The organism is Candidatus Pseudothioglobus singularis PS1, assembly GCF_001281385.1.
GTDB classification, from domain to species: domain Bacteria; phylum Pseudomonadota; class Gammaproteobacteria; order PS1; family Pseudothioglobaceae; genus Pseudothioglobus; species Pseudothioglobus singularis.
This window is the reverse complement of the sequence record NZ_CP006911.1, coordinates 1,546,233-1,562,828: the sequence shown is the minus strand read 5'-3', so window position 1 is coordinate 1,562,828 and position 16,596 is coordinate 1,546,233. Positions and strand designations below refer to the sequence as shown.

The following is a 16,596-nucleotide window of genomic DNA, read 5'->3' as shown; positions in this document are numbered from 1 at the left end:
TATAATTTGAGCCTAGTTTAATATTAAGAAAATACTAATCTAGAAAATAATAGAAATCATTCGCAAGATTATATGAAAGATCAATTACAAGACTTACTTAAAAAATGTATCCAGGATCTTATTAATGAAGGGCTAATTAATGAGATGCCCCCTAAAGTAAGGCTCGATCATACAAAAGACAAAAGTCACGGTGATTATGCAACTAATATTGCATTGATGCTTGCCAAACAAGCCAAAACCAGCCCTCTTGAGCTTGCAAAAATTATTGTTAATCAACTAGAGGATGCAAGTTTTATTAAAAAAACTGAAATTGCTGGCCCTGGGTTTATTAATTTTTTCCTTTCGGATGCATCCAGTACCTCGATAGTAAGTGAGATTATTGAGCTGGGTGAAATGTATGGTAAATCAGAAATTGGTAAAGGCCAAAGTATTCTTTTAGAGTATGTTTCAGCCAATCCAACTGGACCGCTTCATGTTGGCCATGGAAGAGGCGCAGCATATGGTGCGACAGTATCTAACTTGTTAAGAAATATTGGTTTTAAGGTTGATAATGAGTATTACGTAAATGACGCCGGCAGACAAATGGATATTTTAACGGTGAGCATATTTTTACGATACTTATCCCTTTGTGGAGAGCAAATAAGATTTCCTGATAATGGTTACCAAGGCCAATATATCAATGATATTGCCGATAGTATTGTTGTTGAAAGTGGTGAGTCTTTTAAACAGAGTGCAGATATAGTTTTTGAAAATATTTGTAAAGATGGCATTGAGGGTGGAGACAAAGAGTCCCATATTGATGAGTTAATTGTCAGAGCAAAAGACTTATTAGGCGACAATTTTCAGACTATTTTTCAAGTCGGTATCGAAAGTATTCTTGGTGGTATAAAAGATGATCTTGCTGATTTTGGAGTGCGCTTTGAAAAATGGTTTTCAGAGCAATCATTAATCGATAGTGGTCTTTCAGAGTCTTGCATTACAAGACTAAAAGATAGTGGACATATTTATAAAAAAGATGGGGCACTTTGGTTTAAAACGACAAACTATGGAGATGAAAAAGATCGTGTTGTCGTTCGTGACAATGGAAATCATACTTACTTTGCTTCTGATATCGCTTATCACCTTGAAAAATTAGAGCGTGGTTACGACAAAATTATTAATGTTTGGGGGGCGGACCATCATGGCTATATCCCAAGGGTCAAGGCTTCTATAGGAGCCTTGGGTCATAAACCTGATAAATTAGAAATTCTGTTGGTTCAATTTGCTAATCTATATCGTGGTGGCCAAAAAGTACAAATGTCAACTCGAAGTGGTTCTTTTGTAACTCTTGAAGATTTAAGAAAGGAAGTGGGAAATGATGCAGCTCGTTTTTTTTACATTCTTAGAAAATCCGAGCAGCATATGGATTTTGATTTAGATTTGGCTAAATCAAAAACAAATGAGAACCCAGTCTTCTATATTCAATATGCACATGCACGAATTTGCTCTGTTTTTAGACAAGCAAATGAAAAAGGTTTTGAGTCAAATCTTGAAGATGCGAACTTATCCCTTTTAACAGAAGAGGTTGAAAAAAATATTCTAAGAGAGCTTAGTCGTTATAAAAGTGTTATTGAGTCGGCAGCGATTCAGTATGAGCCCCACCAACTTGCTTACTATCTCCGTGACTTAGCTACTCAGTTCCATAGTTACTATAATGCTTGCACATTTATTTTGGAAGACCAAGATCTGACTCAAGCTAGACTATCACTTATTCATGCAGCGAAACAGATCTTAAGAAATGGACTCTCTATTCTTGGGGTGGGCGCTCCTGAGTCAATGTGAATGATCAAAAACAAAGAGACCAAGCGTTAAATATTGAGAGCTCATTTATTGTTCAAGCCCCAGCGGGCTCTGGAAAGACTGAACTTATCACGCAAAGATATTTAAAATTATTGGGCTCTTCTGAAGAACCAGAAAATATCTTAGTTATGACATTCACTAATAGGGCAGTCGATGAGTTAAAGCTCCGAATTGTAAGTGCTTTAAGTGATGCACAAGTGGAGCCACCTAAGGAGCCTCATAAACTTATAACCTATAATCTTGCTTTACGGGTTTTAAATCAATCAAAGAAAAGAAACTGGGACCTTCTTAGGCACCCTTCACGGCTGAAAGTCATTACCATTGATTCATTATCTAATTTGATAGTTTCAAGGTTCCCATCTCTTGATCAATTGATTCCCCACAGAACAATCATCGACTCCTATGAGTACGAATTTATTTATCGTCAGGCCGCAGAAAATACTTTGCTATTGATCAATGATGATGAATATAAATCAAGCGTTTCCTCAGTCTTACTATCTCTTGATAATCATGTTGATAGATTTTATCGCCTCATAGAGGAGATGCTTGCTAAAAGAGAACAATGGCTACCAAGGCTATTCATTGATGGCGCTTTAGATATCAGCTCACTGGAGAGCATCTCAAAAACATTAATAACTGACTATCTAGAAGATCTTCGAGGTATTGCTCAAAATGCTCTTGGAGATAATTTTTTTAGTCTGTTAAAGGTTAGCAAGAGGGAAGATATCTCACAGATTTCAAAACTCCCTGGGTCAAGTATTAAAGACTTAAAGGATTGGAGGGCTATTGCTGATATTCTGATTACAAAAAGTTCAAAAAACTGGAGAAAGAAAATTGATGTAACTATTGGCTTCCCAGCTGAAATGAAAGATGAAAAAAATCAGTTAAGAAAATTTATTGATGGCCTATATTCTGAGTTTGAGCTTAAAAAATTGCTCATTAATTTACATAATTTACCCAGTGAACACTTTCCTGAATTTACAAAAAAATATATTACTGACATAGCACAGGTACTAAAGTTGAGCGTTGCAGAGCTTAAAGTTATTTTTGATGAAAAAGGCCTTCAAGATTTCTCTGAAGTCAGTTTGCAGGCGATAAATGCGCTTGATACTCGAGAGGAATTAACTGACATCGCTTTGTTACTAGACTATCAAATTAAACATGTCCTTGTAGACGAGTTTCAAGATACTTCTTATTCACAATTAAATTTAATTCAAAAGCTTGTCGAAGGTTGGCAGCAGGATGACGGTAAAACCATTTTTTTTGTTGGTGACCCAATGCAGTCTATCTATAAGTTTAGAGAGTCACAAGTTGGAATATTTCTTGAGGTCGTCAGAAGTGGTATTGCGAACCTTGACATTAAACCCCTCATTTTAAGTACTAACTTTAGATCAACTCAAAGTATTGTTAGAGAAAATAATGAGATTTTTGCTAACATCTTTCCAAATGAAGATAATTTAATTCTTGGTTCTATTCATTACTCAAAATCGACTCCATTTTCGAAAGAAGAGCAAAAAAATGCTATATCCTTTTATGTATTTAGTCCAAATCAGGATCAAGAAGAGGCAGAAGAGATAGTAAAAATTATTCAACAATCTCTTCTTAGAAATCAAGAGAAAGAAATAGCTGTTCTTGTCAGATCAAGATCTCATTTAAGCCAAGTGAGTTCAGCGCTTCAAAAAAATAATATAAATTTTGAATCATTAAAGACTGAGTCCCTTCGATCGAATCTTTTTACTAGGGATTTATTAAGTTTAACAAGGGCTCTTCTTAGTTTGAGCGATAAGCTAGCATGGCTTTCAATCCTCAGGGCTCCATGGTGTGGCCTGAAACTAAAAGACTTATTGGCGCTTAGTAAGACATCAGATCAAACCATTTTTAATCAATTAATGAATGTAGAGTCAGTTCAAAATCTGAGTGATGATGGGATCAAAAGGGCACAACACATTTTCCTGGCTACAAAAGAAGCCATTTTTTCTGAGGGTAAATTTACCTTTGTTGAGCGCTTTTCATTTGTATTAGAAATGCTTTATAAAGACCATTATTTAGAAGAGCAAGAAAAAAATATTAAAACTCAGTTTCTTAAACTACTTAATCATTGTGAGTCGAATCAAGTTTTGAATATCAAAACGATTGAGTCAATGCTTCAAGATTTATATGCACCATCAAGAAGTTCAAATTTGAAATTGATGACTATCCACCAAGCCAAGGGTTTGGAATTTGATATAGTCATTATTCCTGGTTTAGGCAAAAAGGGCAGGAATGACAACCTTCCATTAATGCAAATGCAAGAGTTTTCAGATAATCATGTTTTATTGGCTCCCATAAAGCCGACAGATGAAGATAGCGAGAGTGAGACATATCTATACTTGCAGTATTTAAAGAAGCAACAATCACACTTTGAGTTAATGAGGCTCCTTTATGTTGCAATGAGTAGGGCCAAACAAGAAGTCCATTTATTAGGCGCTCTATCAAAAAGTGGAAAGCCTACAACTGGTTCATTTCTATCATTATTGAGTGACTACTATGAGGACAATGTCATTCATATCAATAGTCAAAATGAGTCTAGTTTAGAAATAGAACAACCTCCAAAACTCCTGCGCAACAAAATCTTAATGCCACCTCTGGTTAGAAAGCAAAACTATGTAGATGATTTAAACAACTCTCCAAAAGCATTTGATTTAATTTATCAAGGTGCTCTGGGTACTATTGTTCACTTCTATCTAGAGCACGCTGAATTTAATCCATCATCGCTAAGTGTTGATACAATGCTTAGAGAGAGGGGAGTGCCATCAAGATTACTCAATTCTTTGTCTGATACAATTTTAAGCCTCCTAAAAAATACCAAGCGTGATAAAAACTTTGAGTGGATTTTTAAGTATAGAGAGTCAACAGAAGTTGAGTCAGAATTTAGTAACTCAACCCAAACGATTATTGTTGATCGATTATTTGTTGAGGATGGAGTTTTGTGGATTATAGACTTTAAGACCTCCTCTCTTCATGAAGGTGAAAATATTAATGCATTTATTGAGAGGCAAAAAAATGCTCACCAGGGGCAAATTGAAAACTACAAGGGCGTTCTTGAAGAGTTTTTTCAGCTTCCATCAAAATCGGCACTCTATTGTCCAGCAGCCAGCCAGTTAATATTTCTATAAAGCTATCCCTAAAAAAATTGCTGGACAAAGGATTCAATTCCTCCTATGATGGCATCCAATTCTTCAAATAATTATATATATGTCAAAGCGAAGTAATGATGTTGGCTGGATAGACTATACCCAGAAGTATGGTGATCGTGAAATACGAACTGTGAACCCAGACATTCAAAGTGGCTCTACAGTACTATTCAATAATTTTGAGGATATGCAGCTAGCCCTAGAGGGTAATTATCCAGGCGTAGATTATGGAACACATGGTCTGTCTACTCAAAAAGCCTTTGAAGAGGCAATATGTAAGCTTGAAAATGGTCATAGAACCTATGCATTTCCATCAGGGATTAATGCAATAACAAGTACTTTGATGGCTTTTACTCAAAGTGGTGATGAGGTTTTAGTTTGTGATAATGTGTATGGCCCAACCTCAAGGTTTTGTCATAAGATTCTTTCTAAATATGATGTAAAAACAACGCATATTCCATCAGATATTGGATCTAAGATTAGTAGCTATATTACCAAAAAAACTAGGCTAATATTTCTAGAGTCTCCAGGTTCGAATACATTTGAAATGCAAGATATTGTAGAAGTAGTAAAGGCTGCAAAAAAAGCAGGCATTATGACTATCATTGACAGCACCTGGGCTACTCCTTTGTATCTAAAGCCTCTTGATCTAGGGGCTGATATTGCAATTCAATCAGTCACTAAATATATATGTGGTCACGCAGATATGCTAATGGGCTGCGCAACGGTTAATAAGCAGTATGCTGACGAATTTGCAGACTATTTTAAGACTGTTGAGAATTACACAAACCCTCAAGACTGTTATGTTGCGCTTAGGGGCCTGAGAACTCTTAAGGTTCGATTGGAGGCTCATGAGAACTCGGCAAATGAGGTTGCTAGGTGGCTTGATGAGCAAGATATAGTAGATTGTGTCATTCATCCTAGCCTAGAGTCACACCCCCAACATGGATTATGGAAGAGAGATTTTTCAGGATCTTCAGGCTTATTTTCATTTACATTTAAAGAGGCTTATAGCGCAGATCAAATTGCGTTATTTATTAATTCGCTTGAGATGTTCGCCCTTGGTTTTAGCTGGGGAGGCTATAAAAGTTTGTTAACTGCTAGACCATATAAGAGAGATGGCCAATGGGTTCATGATGGCAAGCATGTAATTCGTCTGAGTATAGGACTTGAAGATACAACTGACCTTATTGAGGATTTAAAACAGGGCTTCTCACATTTAAGCTAGGGTGACTGACAGTCTAAGATTTATCCCTTTTATCGTTAATAACCGTGATTCGTTGCATATGCCTTAATTCAGGCAAGTAGTCACATACCGCATAATGCTGGGTTATTCGATTATCCCAAATGGCAACAGAGTCATCTTCCCAGTGAAACCTCACTTGGAACTCAGGCTTATTCATATGCTGATATAAAAACTGCAACACATGATCACTTGGACCTTGATTTTCATTAACGATATTTCGTGTAAATGACTGATTAACATTAATATATTTAAGGCCAGAAATTGGGTGAGTATCTATGACTTTATGAACTGCTGAGCCAACAGATTTCAGAGCATTATTAATTGACTCAACGCCACCTTCTTTATAGTAATCGTTGCGAAATGTCCCCATATCATGGATCGCCTCAAGGCCCTCCAAATAATCTTTCCAGCCATCTGGTAGCTGATCATAGGCAGCACTCATGCTTGCCCAAAGTGTATCACCACCAGACTTAGGAACTTTTATCCCATGGAGTATGCTAGCAAAAGGCGGATTTGCTTTAAAAGTCAAATCTTTATGCCAGTCAGCAGTATCAGGCCTATTATTAGCATCATTCCTCAGTAAAACAATACTTTGATAGCCATCTACATGAGGATAAACGGGGTGCCCAGGATCAATCTCTCCAAGACTTTCTGCTAATTTAAGATGTGAGTCTGGCGAAAGGTTTTGATTTCTAAAAAAAATGACCTGATGTTTAATAAGAGAGTTATATACTTGCTCGATAGCATCATCATTTAATTCATCATTAAGAGAGATACCTGAAATCTCAGCTCCAATTGATGGCGTGAGTGGTCTAACCTCAAACATTCATAACTCCAATAAGATTTTGTTGCATTATAAAAGAAAAAAACTGATTAGAATTAACCATTCTTCTTTAGCCACCACAAGAGCAGAACCAATTGCATTAAAAGAAGTGGGATCACCGAAAGAAGAACAACTTCCCAGCTAAAATTAAATACAAACCATCCCGCTGAGAGTGCAGCAAGGGCTTGTAGACCAAATATTAAAAAATCATTGATAGATTGAACTTTAAACTTTTCATTCTCATTGTAAGACCTTGGGAGTAAATTTGTACCACCAATAAATAGAAAATTCCATCCCAGTCCTAGCAGCACCAATGACCACCAATAATTAGTAAGTGCATGGCTCATAAAGGCAATGATTACCGAGATAAAGAATAATAAAATGCCTAAAAGCATCATACGGGTTAACCCTATATATCGAACAATTATTGCAGTGAATAGAGAAGGGAGAAACATTGCAATGACATGACTTTGCAGAACTACCTTAGTATGGTGAAGAGAGTGGCCATCCATGACGTGCATACTTACAGGAGTCGCAGTCATAATGAAACTCATAACGACATATCCAGTAGTTGCTGCACATACAGCGACTATAAAAGATCCTTGTTTGACAATCTCGACTAATGATCTTTTTGACTCATCTACTTGCTCTTTAAACTTAACAGCTGGCTGAAAAAAAGTCATCAAAATGAAAGCAATTACAAATAAAAACGCCAGCAGAACGAAAGATCCCACAAAGTCAGTCTCAAAATAATTCTTGCCTAAAGTTGCAACTTCGGTTCCAAGGAAGGCTGAAATTAATCCACCAAGAAGAACAACCGCAGTAGCTGACGGTCTTTTTTCAGGTTCAACACTCTCAATGGCAGCGAACCTAAATTGCATCATGGTTGCCACACTGGCGCCAAGGCAGAAGCTAGAAAAGCTAAAAAGAAAAAACATTTCTTTAGTGATTGAAAAGATACAAAGAGAAATCAATAAAATTGTGTAAAGGCAGGCACTTAAAAAAACCTTTTTTCTGCCAAATACTGACATCAGTCTTATCACTGGAATAACACTTACCGCAGTTCCTACAACAATAGTCGCAACAGGTAAAGTAGACAGGCTTTTTACTGGTGAAAGGTTACTACCAATAATGCCCGCTACAAAAACAATAAAAACACTCAGAGACATAAACAAGGACTGACAAGCGGTCAGTATCCATACATTTTTTGGTAGGTTAAACATTCAGATGTATCCTTTATGAGATAGATATTACTTCTTAAGAGGTCGTTTCCATTTACTAATGGTGGACTGCTTATTTCGACTCAGAGTGAGTTGACCGTCTGGCGTATTCTGAGTTATAGTGGAGCCAGCACCAATTGTTGCATTTTTCCCGATAGTGACCGGGGCGACCAACTGACTGTTGGAACCTACAAAAGCCCCATCTTTAATCTCAGTTTGAAATTTATTAATACCATCATAGTTACATGTAATAACGCCAGCCCCAACATTGACATCGTTTCCTATCTTGCTATCGCCAATGTAGCTTAAATGTGAGACTTTTGAATTATTCTCAATAGATGACTTTTTAACTTCAACAAAGTTACCAATTTTTGAATGATTACCTATCTTAGTTTCAGGACGTATTCGTGCGAAAGGGCCAATCGAAGCATTGGATCCAATGACAGCATTTTCAATAATTGAGTTTGCGAGTATATGAGTATTATCGCCGATTTTAGACGCTTTTATAATACAATTAGGCGAAATTAAAACATTTTTACCTAAATCATTATCACCTTCAAATACCACATTCACATCTATAACGCAGTCATCTTTAAAGCTCAACTCACCTCGACAATCAAATCGTTTTGGATCCATGATGGTTAAACCTTTTGACATTAAATCACTAGCTTTATTCTGTTGGTATGCTCTTTCAGCTTGTGACAATTGATTTTTGTCGTTAATTCCCATAACTTCTGCCACACTTTCACATATAAATGAAGCAATATTAACATTATCTTTAACTGCTTTTTCAACTATATCAGTCAGATAAAGCTCTCCTTGGGAATTATTTGGCTCTAATTCTTTTAAATATTTTTTTAAGATTGAGCCTCTGATTGCCATGATCCCTGTATTAATTTCTCTGACCTGAAGTTCATCTTTGCTCGCATCTTTTTGTTCAACAATTGACAAAATAGAATTATTTGAATCCCTAATAATTCTGCCATACCCAAAGGGATTTTCCATCATAACACTCAACAGGGAAAAGCCTGAAGATTCTGCTTTGTCAGTCAGTATTTGAAGTGTCTCAGTTTTGATAAGGGGCACATCACCATATAAAATTAAACAGATTAAGTTGTCATTGATATGAGGGATTGCTTGTTTAACAGCATGACCTGTTCCAAGCTGCTCTTTTTGATTAACCCAGTTAATGTCGTCATTTGAAGTTGTTTTTTTGACAGATTCTGAGTGATGTCCAATAATTACATTAATAGAATTGACTAGAGGGCGAGATGCATCAATGACGTGTTGAAGAAGACTCTTGTTGCCGACTTTGTGAAGAACTTTAGCCGTCTGAGAGTTCATTCGAGTGCCTTGTCCAGCAGCTAATATAATTGCAGTATTCATTCTAATTGGGTACGTTTTTATCTCGAAATAATTGATACTATGAATTAATTATTTCAAATATTTTGTATAATGTTACCCTTTAAATTCTTAGACTCCAAATTTAAACTTCATTTGTCATAAAGCAGAAATATTGACCCATTATGATGATTTATTTTTTTAGTTAGATTGAGCAAAATAAATAGTATGCAAAAAAAACTAATTGCAGAATTAATTGGAACTTTTATTCTTGTGTTTGCAGGAACTGGGGCCATCATTATTAACGACATTGCTAACGCAATTGGACATGTCGGTATTGCCCTAACTTTTGGGTTTGTTATCGTTGCATTAATTTATAGCTTTGCACATGTCTCTGGCGCTCACTTCAATCCAGCTGTGACAGTTGCTTTTTGGTCAATGGGTGAATTTGAACGAAAAAATGTTATCCCATATATTTCAGCACAAATACTTGGTGGAGTTCTTGCAAGCTTAGCCCTTTATTTACTTTTGAGAGAAAATTTTGTTTTAGTGTCAGACGTGAGCTATCTTGGGGCAACCCTTCCAAGTGGCTCTGCTTCGCAATCTTTTGGTTTTGAGTTTATCCTCACCTTTATTCTGATGATTGTCATTTGTTCTTCAGCAGTTCATGGCAAGGCGACAAAGGATTTCGCAGGATTAGCAATTGGACTCACAGTAGGACTCGAATCGATGTTTGCTGGACCAATAACAGGTGCAAGCATGAATCCTGCAAGAAGTATAGCACCGGCCCTTGTCAGTGGAAACTTTGAGCATCTATGGCTTTATATTGTCGCAACAATTTTGGGAGCGGTATGTGCAGCTTTAGTTTTTCTGAAAGTTTTTAAATCAGACTCATAAGAATTAACTATGGCAAAGAAAGTATTGGTTTTATGTACCGGTAATAGTTGCAGAAGTATTATTGCAGAGGCCCTCATTAATCGTACTTTTGATGGAAAAATTGCAGCATACTCAAGTGGCGTTTCTGCCAGCGGCATGGTTAATCCAAGTGCAAAAAAAATACTTCAATCTAAAGGTATTTGGAGAGATCATTACCACTCTAAGCCCATCAAAGATTTAGAGCAAATTGAATTTGATCTAGTGATTACGGTTTGTGAGAATGCAAGTCAAACCTGTCCCGTTTTCCCTGGCAATACTCCTGTGACTCATATCGGCTTTGATGATCCAGATGGGAAAGAATATGAGGCATTTGAGCTTTGTTTTGAGGAGATTAAAAGTAAATTATTGCCATTTATAAATAATTACTCTTTCGATAAATAATCTATCCGGTTTGAATAATATTCAACTACAGAAAAACTAAGGGCTCTCTCTAGTACCTTAATACTAAGGCTTAACAACTCAGCTATAATGAAGAGGTTGAATGATACTAAATACACTTCTTGTTGTAATAAAAAGCAACCTAAATTTGAATTCAATTCGTTATAATGCGCATTTTGGCTTCAACTGCCAAAGAAATTTTGAGTTATTTTGTAGTATTTTTTTACCTTTAAACTATATACGGAGTAGATTAGAGATATGACTGGAAAAGACAACATAACTAGCCTATTTGGAAAGTCACCAATAAGCCCATTACAGCAGCACATGAAACAGGTTCATTCATGCTTAAAAGAGTTTGGAGTTTTTGCTAAAGCGGCTAATACTGAAGATTGGGAAAAGGCTCAATCAGCTCATCTATCAATTGGCAAAAAAGAACAGAAAGCAGATGTTCTTAAGAAAAAACTAAGAATGAATTTGCCAAGTACATTTATGATGCCTTTCTCTAGAAGGGATTTACTGGATGTTTTGCTAATTCAGGACTCTATTGCCAACATTACAAAAGACCTTTCAGGCTTGATGATGTCGAGAAAAATGCACTTTCCAAAAGCGTTTGCAGAAGACTTTTTAGAATTATCTAAGCTATGCATTAAAACTTCAGCGGCCGCCTTGGTTGCAATTAATGAATTGGATGAGCTCTTAGAGACTGCGTTTAGTTCTAGAGAGCGAAAAATTGTTGACAAGATGATTAAGAAAGTCAACGAATTGGAACATGAGACAGATGTTGCTCAAGAAATTATTAGAAAAAAGCTTTATCTGCTTGAGGCCGAATTACCACCTATAGATGTAATGTTTTATTATCGAGCCATAGAGTGGCTTGGTGAGACTGCTGATGCTGCCCAAAAGGTTGGATCGCGTTTTGAAGTTATGTTGACAAAGTAGGGGGCTAACAATGGAAATTATCGTTCAAAATAGAGATATTCTTATCATGTTGGCTATTGGATTTGGCCTGTTTATGGCCTGGGGCATTGGTGCCAATGATGTTGCAAACGCAATGGGGACTTCTGTTGGCTCTGGTGCTATAACTTTCAAACAGGCTGTCATTATCGCAGTCATTTTCGAATTTGCAGGAGCTGTTTTGGCTGGTGGAGAGGTCACTGCAACTGTCCGTAAAGGTATTCTTGATGCAGGAGCATTTACAAATAATCCAGAATTATTAGTATATGGAATGCTTGCATCTCTATTGGCTGCAGCGACTTGGCTTTTAATTGCCTCATCTCTTGGTTGGCCAGTATCCACAACACACTCAATCGTTGGTGCAATCGTTGGTTTTGGAGCAGTTGGAGTTGGTATAGAGGCTGTATCATGGGATAAAGTGTATGCCATTATTGCAAGTTGGGTGGTCTCACCACTTATTGCAGGAACAATGGCTATTTTGATATTTAAAAGCTTACAGCGCCTAGTAATAGATACAGAGCAGCCACTTGAAAATGCAAAAAAATACCTCCCTTTCTACGTTTTTTTTGTAGGATTTGTCCTCTCATTGGTCACTCTATTAAAAGGACTCAAGCATGTTGACTCTTTAAAACATCTCGGTAAGGACCTTCCAACAAGCATGATGATTGCAACTTTAGTTGGAATTCTTGCAGCCATCATTGCCGCAATTATTATTAGGCGAATTAAAACCAACCCCGAAGATGATAATGAGTTCTCCTATGCAAATATGGAGAAACTATTTGGCGGACTGATGGTAATTACAGCTTGCTCAATGGCTTTTGCTCATGGATCAAATGATGTTGCAAATGCAATTGGCCCATTAGCTGCGGTCTATAGTATTGTTGAGTCGGGCGGGCAAATTGTTTCAAAAAGCGCACTCCCTTCATGGATATTGTTAGTAGGTGGTGGTGGAATCGTCTTTGGTCTTGCAACCTTTGGTTTTAGAGTAATGAAAACGATCGGTAAAAATATTACTGAGCTAACGCCAAGTAGAGGTTTTTCTGCTGAACTTGCCGCTGCAACAACAGTAGTATTTGCCTCTTATACGGGGCTTCCAGTTTCAACAACTCAGGTACTTGTTGGTGCTGTTCTTGGTGTGGGTATTGCAAGGGGCGTAGCATCATTGAACCTGAGAGTTGTTAATAGAATATTTCTATCTTGGTTAATTACATTGCCAGCTGGAGCAATAATGTCGATCTTGTTTTTCTTTACACTCAAAGGTATTTTTAGTGCTTAGAGCGTATAATTATTTCAAAATATTACATTAAAAATTATGACACTAGAAGAAGTTCAATTGAAGCTCGAATCAGGACTTGAAAGTTCAGATGTAACAATGGAGGGAGATGGTTGTAATTGCTCTGCTGTTATAGTATCCCCTGTCTTTGAGGGTTTGTCTTTGCTGCAAAGACAGCGTATGGTTTTGGGTCTTGTCAAGGAAGAAATTAAAAGCGGCGAGCTCCATGCATTAACTGTTAAAACATTTACCCCAGCAGAGAGATAGTATATAATTCCCACTTTTTGAAAAACTTGAAGATATAAGGCTATGCAAACAGATATTCACCCTTCATATGAAACAATAAAAGTTGTGTGCAGTTGTGGTAACTCATTCGAGACTCGCTCAACTTCAGGTAAAGACGAAATTCATCTTGATGTTTGTTCAAGCTGTCACCCTTTTTACACAGGCAAGCAAAAGATTATGGATACTGCTGGACGAGTAGAGAAGTTCAAATCTCGCTACGGCGCTTTCAAACGTTAAATTCAAATTGATTGACTCTTAAAGCCACAAATGTGGCTTTTTTTGTGTCAAAAGGAAACTTCAGATTAAAATTTAAAATTGATATAATCAACTATTTTGAGACAACATAATGGCTTTTGACTACATTAATGCGTTATTAAAAAAAGAGGTCACCAGAACCCCTATTTGGGTCATGAGACAAGCAGGTCGTTACTTGCCCGAATATCGAGCAACTCGAAAAAAAGCGGGTGATTTTTTAACGCTATGTAAATCAAGTGATTTGGCCTGTGAAGTTACACTTCAACCATTAGAGCGTTTTGATTTAGACGCAGCCATTCTCTTTTCTGATATTTTGACTATTCCAGATGCAATGGGACTTGGATTACACTTTGTTGAAGGGGAGGGTCCAAAATTTTCTCACCCGCTGAGCTCACTTTCAGAAATTAATCAATTAACTAAGCCTGACGTATCAAAAGATTTATCTTATGTCAGTGAGGCCGTATCAGTTATCAAAAAAAATCTTAAAGGAAGGGTTCCACTAATCGGCTTTAGCGGAAGTCCATGGACGCTTGCAACTTATATGGTTGAGGGCGGCTCCAGTAAGACCTTTTCAAAGGTTAAAGGATTGATGTACGAAAATCCAAAGCATATGCACCAACTTTTAGATGTTCTAGCTGACACAATTATTGACTATCTTAACTCTCAAATCGAGGCTGGTGTGGACTCAGTTATGATTTTTGATACCTGGGGTGGTCTTTTAAATAAAGCCAGTTATGAAAATTTTTCATTAATGTATATGTCAAAAATAGTGGCTGGAATTAACCGCAACCCCGAAGGCAAAACAATACCTGTTACGCTTTTTACAAAAGGCGGATCCGCATGGCTTGAACAAATTGCTGCAACTGGTTGCGATGCTGTTGGTATTGACTGGACAGTTGAAATTGGAGAGGCAGAAAGAAGGATTGGCTCGAAAGTTGCCCTTCAAGGTAACCTTGACCCATCTGTACTTTATGCATCAGCTGAGGTTATCAAAAGTGAAGCACATAAAATTTTAGATCAGTTTCAAGGCTCAACGGGACATGTATTTAATCTGGGGCATGGCATCACTCCAGATGTTAATCCTGAAAGTATGAAGGCCTTGGTTGATGCGGTCCATTCATACTCAAAATAAAAAATCACTTAAATAGAGTGAGAGTCTCTCTATGTTAAAATTTCGTAATAAATAATAATAATAACAATATGTCAAGAATCTCTAATATCTTTAAAAAACTTGATGATCAAGATCAGACCGCCTTCATTCCATTTATTACTGCTGGTGATGGTGGGTTAGATGGCTGTGAGGCTCTTGTCTTCACTTTGGCTGATAGTGGCGCCGACATTATCGAATTGGGAATGCCGTTCTCTGATCCAATGGCAGATGGGCCTGTCATTGCAAAGTCACATGAAAGAGCAGTTGCAGACGGTATCAACTTAGATTCTGTTTTTGCAATAGTGGAGAGGTTTAGAGAGCACAATCAGACGACAGGTATCGTTTTGATGGGCTATACCAACCCTATTGAAGTCTATGGCTACAAAGAGTTTGCTATTAGAGCAGACGAGGCTGGAGTTGATGGCATTTTGGTTGTTGATATGCCGCCTGAAGAAGCTGCAGATCTTAAACAGGAGCTGGATAAATATAAGATTGATTTAATTTTTCTGGTTGCCCCTACAACGACAGATGAGCGCTTAGAGCAAATTTCGAAAATAGCCAGTGGATATATTTATTATGTTTCCCTCAAGGGGGTAACTGGCGCTGCAAATCTTGATATTGACTCGGTCAATTATCACCTTGAACGAATGAGGAATTATATTCAACTTCCAGTGGGTGTTGGTTTTGGTATAAAAGATGCTGACACTGCAAAACAGGTTGGTGAAAATGCTGATGCAGTGATAGTTGGAAGTGCCCTTGTCTCTATTGTCGAAGAGCTCGCATCTGATAAGGATAAAATGGTTACCAAAGTTGGAAATTTAGCAAAAGAAATCTCGAGTGCAATTACTTAACTAAGGCATAGTATGAGTTGGTTAGAAAAAATAATGCCATCGATTGGCAAGAATGCTAAAAAAAATATTCCAGAAGGACTCTGGAGCAAATGTCCTGAGTGCAATAGGGTTCTTTATCAAGAGGAACTTGAACGCCTTCTATATGTCTGTCCAAAGTGTAATCACCATTTAAGAATTTCTGCCAGAAGGCGCATTCAAGATTTTCTTGATATGGAGAATCAAGTTGAGATAGCTCCAAATATTCAATCAGTCGACCCTCTTAAGTTCAAAGATCAAAAGAAATATAAAGATCGTTATCAAGATGCACAAAAAAAGACTAAAGAAAAAGATGCACTCATTGCAAAATCTGGTTTTTTAAAGGGCATGCCAATTGTCACAGTTGCATTTGATTTTAGCTTTATGGGCGGGTCAATGGGCTCCGTAGTGGGTGAAAAGTTTGTTCGAGCGGCTCATCTAGCTATCAAGAATAATCAGCCTTTAGTTTGTTTTTCGGCAAGTGGTGGTGCTAGAATGCAAGAAGGACTTTTCTCATTAATGCAGATGTCTAAAACATCTCTTGCGGTGAAGTTACTATCTGATAATAAAATACCATTCATTTCAGTTTTAACTGATCCAACGATGGGAGGTGTTTCTGCTAGTCTTGCGATGCTCGGTGACATACAAATTGCAGAGCCAAACGCAAGAATTGGTTTTGCAGGAGCGAGAGTGGTTGAGCAGACGGTTCGTGAGGAGTTACCAGAGGGTTTTCAAAGAAGTGAATTTTTGCTTGAGAAGGGTGCTATTGATATGATTGTTCCTCGATCAGAGCTTAGAAATAAAATTTTTCAAATACTCTCTGCGCTTCATCCAGCATCAGCTAGTTAATTTTTTTT

Annotated in this window: 15 protein-coding genes; 12 read left to right on the top strand and 3 right to left on the bottom strand. The window is 37.2% G+C overall.

What is annotated here, in order from left to right:
* Positions 1-72 precede the first annotated feature (72 nt).
* The 3 genes from argS to metC all read left to right on the top strand — a co-directional run bounded on the left by argS (position 73) and on the right by metC (position 6,240).
* Positions 73-1,821 carry an arginine--tRNA ligase gene (argS, locus tag W908_RS07875; RefSeq protein WP_053820642.1) on the top strand — a complete coding sequence of 583 codons (1,749 nt, stop codon included), beginning with the start codon at positions 73-75 and terminating at the stop codon, positions 1,819-1,821.
* Positions 1,818-4,994 (top strand): UvrD-helicase domain-containing protein, encoded by a 3,177-nt coding sequence (locus W908_RS07870; RefSeq protein ID WP_053820641.1) that lies wholly within the window; start codon positions 1,818-1,820, stop codon positions 4,992-4,994. The genes argS and W908_RS07870 overlap by 4 nt, the downstream gene beginning before the upstream one ends.
* Before the next feature lie 79 nt (positions 4,995-5,073).
* Entirely contained in the window at positions 5,074-6,240 is a 1,167-nt protein-coding gene (gene metC, locus W908_RS07865; protein ID WP_053820640.1) for a cystathionine beta-lyase, read from the top strand.
* Positions 6,241-6,253: 13 nt separating this feature from the next.
* On the opposite strand, the gene W908_RS07860 is transcribed toward metC, so the two are convergent.
* From W908_RS07860 to glmU, 3 genes are read right to left on the bottom strand one after another with little or no spacing between them, the layout of a single operon-like run.
* Positions 6,254-7,084, bottom strand: a complete 831-nt coding sequence (locus W908_RS07860; protein ID WP_053820639.1) for a TauD/TfdA dioxygenase family protein — start codon at positions 7,082-7,084, stop codon at positions 6,254-6,256.
* Positions 7,085-7,137: 53 nt separating this feature from the next.
* Positions 7,138-8,304 (bottom strand): MFS transporter, encoded by a 1,167-nt coding sequence (locus W908_RS07855; protein WP_082345034.1) that lies wholly within the window; start codon positions 8,302-8,304, stop codon positions 7,138-7,140.
* A 27-nt stretch (positions 8,305-8,331) separates the two neighbouring features.
* Positions 8,332-9,687 carry a bifunctional UDP-N-acetylglucosamine diphosphorylase/glucosamine-1-phosphate N-acetyltransferase GlmU gene (gene glmU, locus W908_RS07850; protein ID WP_053820637.1) on the bottom strand — a complete coding sequence of 452 codons (1,356 nt, stop codon included), beginning with the start codon at positions 9,685-9,687 and terminating at the stop codon, positions 8,332-8,334.
* Positions 9,688-9,870: 183 nt separating this feature from the next.
* On the opposite strand from glmU, the gene W908_RS07845 reads away from it, so the two are divergent.
* The 9 genes from W908_RS07845 (at position 9,871) to accD (ending at position 16,588) form a co-directional block, all read left to right on the top strand.
* Positions 9,871-10,539, top strand: coding sequence for an MIP/aquaporin family protein (locus W908_RS07845; RefSeq protein WP_020023793.1), 669 nt, complete (start codon positions 9,871-9,873; stop codon positions 10,537-10,539).
* Positions 10,540-10,548: 9 nt separating this feature from the next.
* A complete protein-coding gene (locus W908_RS07840) occupies positions 10,549-10,959 on the top strand; it encodes an arsenate reductase ArsC (RefSeq protein ID WP_053820636.1) in 411 nt (136 codons plus the stop codon).
* Positions 10,960-11,214: 255 nt separating this feature from the next.
* Positions 11,215-11,895, top strand: a complete 681-nt coding sequence (locus W908_RS07835) for a TIGR00153 family protein (protein ID WP_020023791.1) — start codon at positions 11,215-11,217, stop codon at positions 11,893-11,895.
* Positions 11,896-11,905: 10 nt separating this feature from the next.
* Positions 11,906-13,186 (top strand): inorganic phosphate transporter, encoded by a 1,281-nt coding sequence (locus tag W908_RS07830; RefSeq protein ID WP_020023790.1) that lies wholly within the window; start codon positions 11,906-11,908, stop codon positions 13,184-13,186.
* Positions 13,187-13,222: 36 nt separating this feature from the next.
* Positions 13,223-13,450 carry a BolA family protein gene (locus tag W908_RS07825; protein WP_020026303.1) on the top strand — a complete coding sequence of 76 codons (228 nt, stop codon included), beginning with the start codon at positions 13,223-13,225 and terminating at the stop codon, positions 13,448-13,450.
* A 42-nt stretch (positions 13,451-13,492) separates the two neighbouring features.
* The gene (rpmE, locus tag W908_RS07820; protein WP_020023788.1) at positions 13,493-13,705 is read left to right on the top strand and encodes a 50S ribosomal protein L31; all 213 of its coding nucleotides are present in this window, start codon (positions 13,493-13,495) and stop codon (positions 13,703-13,705) included.
* 109 nt (positions 13,706-13,814) lie between these two features.
* Positions 13,815-14,855, top strand: coding sequence for a uroporphyrinogen decarboxylase (gene hemE, locus W908_RS07815; RefSeq protein WP_053820635.1), 1,041 nt, complete (start codon positions 13,815-13,817; stop codon positions 14,853-14,855).
* Between the two features lie 68 nt (positions 14,856-14,923).
* Entirely contained in the window at positions 14,924-15,724 is an 801-nt protein-coding gene (trpA, locus tag W908_RS07810) for a tryptophan synthase subunit alpha (RefSeq protein WP_020028006.1), read from the top strand.
* A gap of 12 nt (positions 15,725-15,736) precedes the next feature.
* The gene (gene accD, locus W908_RS07805; protein WP_020027098.1) at positions 15,737-16,588 is read left to right on the top strand and encodes an acetyl-CoA carboxylase, carboxyltransferase subunit beta; all 852 of its coding nucleotides are present in this window, start codon (positions 15,737-15,739) and stop codon (positions 16,586-16,588) included.
* The last annotated feature ends 8 nt before the right edge of the window (positions 16,589-16,596 follow it).

Coding starts and splice junctions, on each gene's coding strand:
- rpmE (WP_020023788.1), top strand. CDS start 13,493: ATGCAAACAGATATTCACCCTTCATATGAAACAATAAAAGTTGTGTGC.
- trpA (WP_020028006.1), top strand. CDS start 14,924: ATGTCAAGAATCTCTAATATCTTTAAAAAACTTGATGATCAAGATCAG.
- accD (WP_020027098.1), top strand. CDS start 15,737: ATGAGTTGGTTAGAAAAAATAATGCCATCGATTGGCAAGAATGCTAAA.
- W908_RS07830 (WP_020023790.1), top strand. CDS start 11,906: ATGGAAATTATCGTTCAAAATAGAGATATTCTTATCATGTTGGCTATT.
- metC (WP_053820640.1), top strand. CDS start 5,074: ATGTCAAAGCGAAGTAATGATGTTGGCTGGATAGACTATACCCAGAAG.
- W908_RS07835 (WP_020023791.1), top strand. CDS start 11,215: ATGACTGGAAAAGACAACATAACTAGCCTATTTGGAAAGTCACCAATA.
- glmU (WP_053820637.1), bottom strand. CDS start 9,687: ATGAATACTGCAATTATATTAGCTGCTGGACAAGGCACTCGAATGAAC.
- argS (WP_053820642.1), top strand. CDS start 73: ATGAAAGATCAATTACAAGACTTACTTAAAAAATGTATCCAGGATCTT.
- W908_RS07845 (WP_020023793.1), top strand. CDS start 9,871: ATGCAAAAAAAACTAATTGCAGAATTAATTGGAACTTTTATTCTTGTG.
- W908_RS07860 (WP_053820639.1), bottom strand. CDS start 7,084: ATGTTTGAGGTTAGACCACTCACGCCATCAATTGGAGCTGAGATTTCA.
- W908_RS07825 (WP_020026303.1), top strand. CDS start 13,223: ATGACACTAGAAGAAGTTCAATTGAAGCTCGAATCAGGACTTGAAAGT.
- hemE (WP_053820635.1), top strand. CDS start 13,815: ATGGCTTTTGACTACATTAATGCGTTATTAAAAAAAGAGGTCACCAGA.
- W908_RS07855 (WP_082345034.1), bottom strand. CDS start 8,304: ATGTTTAACCTACCAAAAAATGTATGGATACTGACCGCTTGTCAGTCC.
- W908_RS07840 (WP_053820636.1), top strand. CDS start 10,549: ATGGCAAAGAAAGTATTGGTTTTATGTACCGGTAATAGTTGCAGAAGT.